General features: G+C 35.9%; 4 protein-coding genes. All 4 read right to left on the bottom strand.

Features of this window, described 5'->3' with window-relative positions:
• Positions 1–319: 319 nt before the first annotated feature.
• Positions 320–1,987, bottom strand: coding sequence for an alkaline phosphatase PafA (gene pafA / locus ACILQF_RS10540; RefSeq protein WP_395627369.1), 1,668 nt, complete (start codon positions 1,985–1,987; stop codon positions 320–322).
• A gap of 321 nt (positions 1,988–2,308) precedes the next feature.
• Positions 2,309–3,346 carry an agmatine/peptidylarginine deiminase gene (locus ACILQF_RS10535; protein ID WP_395627368.1) on the bottom strand — a complete coding sequence of 346 codons (1,038 nt, stop codon included), beginning with the start codon at positions 3,344–3,346 and terminating at the stop codon, positions 2,309–2,311.
• 1 nt (position 3,347) lies between these two features.
• Positions 3,348–4,235: a carbon-nitrogen hydrolase gene (locus tag ACILQF_RS10530; protein WP_395627367.1), complete on the bottom strand. Its 888-nt coding sequence runs from the start codon at positions 4,233–4,235 to the stop codon at positions 3,348–3,350.
• Between the two features lie 95 nt (positions 4,236–4,330).
• On the bottom strand, positions 4,331–4,873 hold the full coding sequence (locus ACILQF_RS10525; protein WP_395627366.1) for a hypothetical protein: 543 nt from the start codon (positions 4,871–4,873) through the stop codon (positions 4,331–4,333).
• Between the last annotated feature and the right edge of the window lie 141 nt (positions 4,874–5,014).

Genomic DNA, 5,014 nt, shown 5'->3' with positions numbered 1-5,014 from the left:
AAATACTTAAAATCTGTATAAGTATGTTATTATGATGGTTATGATTATTACTAAATGGAAATTTACACTTCCCTAAACCATGTGTTGGAACAAGCAAAATGATGGTAAATTATTGGTTTTAAAGGCTATCGTTTTTTTATTTTGTGCCAGACTAGCTTGTATAATAAATGAACGCTGCTAGATATGAGGATTTGATTTTGAAATATTCATGTTTTTAGCTTCTAGCGATTATATATAAGAGCAACAATTGACTGAGTATTGTTGCTCTTATAGGAAATGTTCACTGATTATACTTTCATTATTCTCTGCTTTAATTCTATTATTTCAGAGCTTCACTAACTGCCTTACCAATATTTCCATTAGGTTCCTGAATACGGAGGAGCCCTGTAATTGTCGGCGCGATATCGGTCATGTTATATGGATTATTTGTCTTCCCTTGTTTGATTCCCCATCCCATAAATACCATTGGAATGTGTGTATCAGCAGGATTCATGGTACCGTGACTTGCGCCTGTTGCTCTTTGAGATGAACCTGAATACCACGAAGGTTCCAAAACTATTTGGATTACACCACTACGCTCTGGGTGATAGCCATTGATGATTTTTTCTTTGTAAATAGCAGGAATAGTGGCATTTTGTGCATTTGGAATATCCACTACGAATGCAACTCCCGCTTGTTTTTTAAGAAATGCGATGCTACTATTTTTAATGGCATCTTCACTTAAATTATTCGATTTAATTGCTGCATAATTTAAACTTACAGCATAATTACTAAAGCTTTTGGCGATGTTTTTAACGTTAAATTCGGCTTCTAAAACTGTATTTAATTGTTTAAGCACATTTGAGCTTTCGAATATTCCGGTACTGATTTTATTGTCGGCAAGATAAGCTGAATTATGTTGTACTGCATGATCTGCAGAGAGGAAAACAGTATAATTACCTTTTCCTACTTTTGTGTCTAGATAATTAAAAAATGTTGCAAGATCGCGGTCAAGCCTTAAATAGGTATCCTCAACTTCAATGGAGTTTGGTCCGAATTGATGACCAATATAATCAGGTGAAGAAACGCTAATTGCTAGAAAATCGGTTATGGCATCAGCACCTAATCCTTCATAATTAATGGCTGCTTTAGCAAGATCTAATGTTAATGAACTTCCATAGGGGGTATTGGTTAATATTCCTAAACCTTTTTTTAGTAGTTCTGAAGTTTTAACTGGGAATGTCGGACTGCTCATACCTGCAAACTTACCTTCATAAGGAGCATCATCTTTACTGCTTTGGATATAGGTTTCTATGGGATAAAGAGTGTTCCAGTCTTGATTCAGGTATTTTTCAGGATATTTTTGAGTATTAAAATCAGTTAACCAATTAGGTAATTTGTCCATATAAAAAGTACTTGTCACCCAGTTGCCCGAACTGCCATCATACCAATAAGCTGCATTTGCTGTATGTCCGCCAGGTAAAACTGCCCCACGATCTTTAGATGCAATAGAGATAACTTTTGACCTGAAATTTGTCGCCAACCTCAATTCATCCGTCATGCTTGTTACCAATAAGTTTTTAGGCGACATTTTCCCTACGGATACAGAGCTGCTACCCACCGTTGAAACGGTTGAATCGTCCACACAATACATAGTTTTGCCAGTTTCCTGAATTATCCAATCGTTACCTGTTATACCATGAATTGCAGGCACAGATCCAGTATAAACCGTAGCATGTCCAATTCCGGTTACAGAAGGGATATAATTTATATATGCATTTTCACATGAAAAGCCTTCATTAAGCATTCTTTTAAAACCACCAGCACTATATCGCTCATAAAAACGGTATAAATAATCCCAGCGCATTTGATCAACCATTATGCCCACAACTAATTTTGGACGAGGTACATCCGAACTTTTTACTGAGCTCATTGCTTTGGTTGGCTGAGCAATTATAGAACTACTTGTCAGCAAAAAAAATGCTAAAAACAGAATTTTAATTTTCATGTGAATCTAATTATGAGATTTTTCAATACAGAAATGGGTGTCAAAAAGTAAGATTTTAAGCTCCAGTTTTTATATTTAAATAATATCTAAATATCCGATTTAAAATTCAGGATTTATGTAAAGAAAACAATACTAAATTGTTGCCTTTAAGTTCATATGGAGATAGAAGATTTAAGAAGTAATTTGATTATTTTTTATTTCAGACGGAAATTTATTAATCCAAGTTTTTTTCAATATAAGTATAACTTAGGTGTGCCGATATTAATCTTTTCAATGCAGAGTAATATTAGGCTCAGGGTAAAAGCCTTAGATTAATCTATTTTACTCCGGAATTTGCTGGCTTAAACAATGAAGAGTCCCAAATCCCCAAATTAGGTCGATGGCGCCAATTGGAATAATTGTTCTATTTGGAAAACAAGCAGCAATAATTTCCAATGCTTCACGGTCTTTGGCATCATTGAAAACAGGCACGAGCACGCATTTATTTAATATTAAGAAATTAGCATAGCTCGCTGGCAGCCTTAAGCCATCAAAATAAAGAGGAGTAGGCATCGGCAATTCGACTATTTTTGGAGCTTTTCCATTCTCCAATTTTGAGTCTTGAAGACGCTTTAAATTTTCTTGCAATCCCTTATAGTTGAGATCTTTACTATCTTTTTCAACTACCGTTATGATGGTGTCCTCATTTACGAATCTGCTTAAATCATCAATATGGCCATGAGTATCATCACCTGCTATGCCATCGCCGAGCCAAATAACATTCGTTATACCTAGGTATTCTTTGAAAATAGCTTCATAGTCTTCTTTTGAGAAACCTTCATTTCTTACCTGTATATTGGCATGCATCAGGCATTCTTCAGAAGTTAATAAAGTGCCATTACCATTCACATCAATGGCTCCACCTTCAAGAATTACGGGCTTCCCTTTGTACCTTACTTGGCTTAATGGAATCTTTAAAAAGGAAGAAACAACCGATGGCACCTGCTTGTCGAGTTTAAAGTTTTTATACTTTGCCCAACCATTAAAATTGAAATTTAATGCCTCACGTTTCGATCCGTTTTTAACGATTATCGGACCAGAATCACGCATCCAGCTTCTATTGGTTTTATGAAGAATAAAAGACACTTTCTCGATTGCTACATGTGCTTTTTCAAGCATTTCATGTACTTTTTCCTTTGTTTTTTTATCGGCTACAACTAGAAAAACTTCTTCGTAAATAGCTACTTTTTTGATGAATTCAACAAATGCCCATTGCACTGCAGCAAATTTTCCGGGCCAGTCATTGCCATTGTATGGGAAACACAATAATATCCCTTGCTGTTTCTCCCACTCGGCGGGAAATCTTCTTGCTGTACTCATATTAAAGAATGGCTCTTTTGGTGATATCGCCAAAGGCATCAATTCTGCGATCTCTGAAAAAGGGCCAGTTTTGACGCACATTCTCCTGGAGTTTAAGGTCAACTTCAGCAATCAGGATCTCCTCCTGATCATGGGATGCCTGTGCTAGGATCTCACCCTGTGGACCAGCAATGAATGATGAGCCCCAGAACTGGATCCCTTCTGTACCTGGCACATATTTTTCTAATCCTATGCGGTTTGCAGCAGCAACATAAACACCGTTTGCCACAGCATGTCCCTTCATTACATTCATCCAGGCGCCATGTTGTTTTTCACCATATTCGGCTTTTTCTAATGGGTGCCATCCAATTGCTGTAGGGTAGAATAATACCTCAGCGCCCTGCAAAGCGGTTAATCTCGCTGCTTCTGGATACCACTGATCCCAGCATATTAATGTGCCTATTTTTCCTTTTTGGGTTGTAAAGGTTTTGAATCCGATATCTCCAGGTGTAAAATAGAATTTCTCATAAAAATGAGGATCATCGGGAATATGCATTTTGCGGTATAATCCAGCTTCTGTACCATCTGTATCGATAATATAGGCACTATTATGATAAATACCGGCCATTCTTTTTTCGAAAAATGGAACAATAATTACTATACCCAGCTCTTTAGCTAAGGCACTAAATGCGATAAATGAGGTGCTATAAAGTGGTTCTGCTAAAGCAAAATTATCGGTATCTTCTGTCTGACAGAAATAGTGACTGCTATATAATTCTGGAAGAGAAATTACTTCCGCTCCTTTTTTTGCGGCCTCACGCACCCAGGAAATGCATTTTTTTAAATTGTTTTCTGCAATATCATTTAGGTTTAGCTGCAGTACAGCTATTTTATAAGTGCTTTTCGACATATTAAAATGGTAAAGGAGCTTTAAAAATGTAAAATTAGTGATTTTTTTACACCTCTAAAAGCTTTGAAGTCGGGCATATAAAATCTATTTAATAATTATTTAAAAGTTAAGCCTATGCCTAGTCTTATATTTCCTAGGTCGAAGCTCTCACCCAATCTATAACTTGCTGGGAAATCGATTTTCTGATAATTATATCCTGTTTGTAAGCCTAGGTTTAAACCATTACTAACAGGAAATGAGTAGGAAAGTCCCGCACCCGCAGTCATGCCTCTAGTAAAATTATCAAATAATCTCGGAGAATAGCCTCCGTAAACATCAAGTTTTAAACCAATAAGGTCGGGTTTTAGAAAGTAGGAACCATTTATTGTTATGGGTAGGGTATTATAACTTGCACCACTAGGTTTGCGATAGTTATCTGTGCCCAATGCAAAACCAATTCCCACATGATTACTTACTAATTTTGTAATTCCCGTTCGGGTTCTAAAACCATTAAGTGTGGTGTTTTCGCTTAATGAAGTGCTACTATGAATTAATGCACCAATTTCAGTGTAATTTATAAGTCGTTTTTGTTGTGCGTATAATTGTTGATTAAGCATTGAAACCAAAACAAAAAATAGAATTCGAATAATAGCTTTCATGAAATTTTTAGGATAAAATGATTGACTAAGGCGAATATAATCACTTAATAGAAAGTCTTTGATACTTTTTGTATAATTTTAAGCTTTTTATGGGTCGATTAGGCTCTTTTATCCCCAATAAAATGGCTTTATCATTTGCTT

Source organism: Daejeonella sp. (assembly GCF_044232565.1).
GTDB lineage: Bacteria > Bacteroidota > Bacteroidia > Sphingobacteriales > Sphingobacteriaceae > Daejeonella.
This window is presented reverse-complemented; position numbering and strand designations above follow the sequence as displayed.